Origin of the sequence: Enterobacter sp. PL1, assembly GCF_945957325.1 — a bacterium.
In the GTDB taxonomy this organism is placed as follows: Bacteria; Pseudomonadota; Gammaproteobacteria; order Enterobacterales; family Enterobacteriaceae; genus Enterobacter; species Enterobacter roggenkampii.
The window spans coordinates 1-936 of sequence record NZ_CAMFKT010000092.1 but is presented as its reverse complement, the minus strand read 5'-3'; the positions used below and the strand labels follow the sequence as shown (position 1 = coordinate 936).

The 936-nt window shown below is 53.8% G+C and carries 2 rRNA genes; both read left to right on the top strand.

Annotated elements, in window-relative coordinates:
* Positions 1 to 750: ribosomal RNA gene (locus N6P30_RS24400) — 23S ribosomal RNA — on the top strand; the annotation flags it as partial.
* Positions 751 to 815: 65 nt separating this feature from the next.
* A 5S ribosomal RNA gene (gene rrf, locus N6P30_RS24395) occupies positions 816 to 931 on the top strand.
* Positions 932 to 936: the final 5 nt, after the last annotated feature.

Sequence of the window (936 nt, the reverse complement as noted above, 5' to 3'; positions counted from 1 at the left end):
TGGAGCCGTCCTTGAAATACCACCCTTTAATGGCTGGTGTTCTAACGTAGACCCGTAATCCGGGTTGCGGACAGTGTCTGGTGGGTAGTTTGACTGGGGCGGTCTCCTCCCAAAGAGTAACGGAGGAGCACGAAGGTTAGCTAATCCTGGTCGGACATCAGGAGGTTAGTGCAATGGCATAAGCTAGCTTGACTGCGAGAGTGACGGCTCGAGCAGGTGCGAAAGCAGGTCATAGTGATCCGGTGGTTCTGAATGGAAGGGCCATCGCTCAACGGATAAAAGGTACTCCGGGGATAACAGGCTGATACCGCCCAAGAGTTCATATCGACGGCGGTGTTTGGCACCTCGATGTCGGCTCATCACATCCTGGGGCTGAAGTAGGTCCCAAGGGTATGGCTGTTCGCCATTTAAAGTGGTACGCGAGCTGGGTTTAGAACGTCGTGAGACAGTTCGGTCCCTATCTGCCGTGGGCGCTGGAGAATTGAGGGGGGCTGCTCCTAGTACGAGAGGACCGGAGTGGACGCATCACTGGTGTTCGGGTTGTCATGCCAATGGCACTGCCCGGTAGCTAAATGCGGAAAAGATAAGTGCTGAAAGCATCTAAGCACGAAACTTGCCCCGAGATGAGTTCTCCCTGAGACTTTAAGTCTCCTGAAGGAACGTTGAAGACGACGACGTTGATAGGTCGGGTGTGTAAGCGCAGCGATGCGTTGAGCTAACCGATACTAATGAACCGTGAGGCTTAACCTTACAACGCCGAAGATGTTTTGGCGACGAGACAGATTTTCAGCCTGATACAGATTTAACAGAATTTGCCTGGCGGCTTTAGCGCGGTGGTCCCACCTGACCCCATGCCGAACTCAGAAGTGAAACGCCGTAGCGCCGATGGTAGTGTGGGGTCTCCCCATGTGAGAGTAGGGAACTGCCAGGCATCAA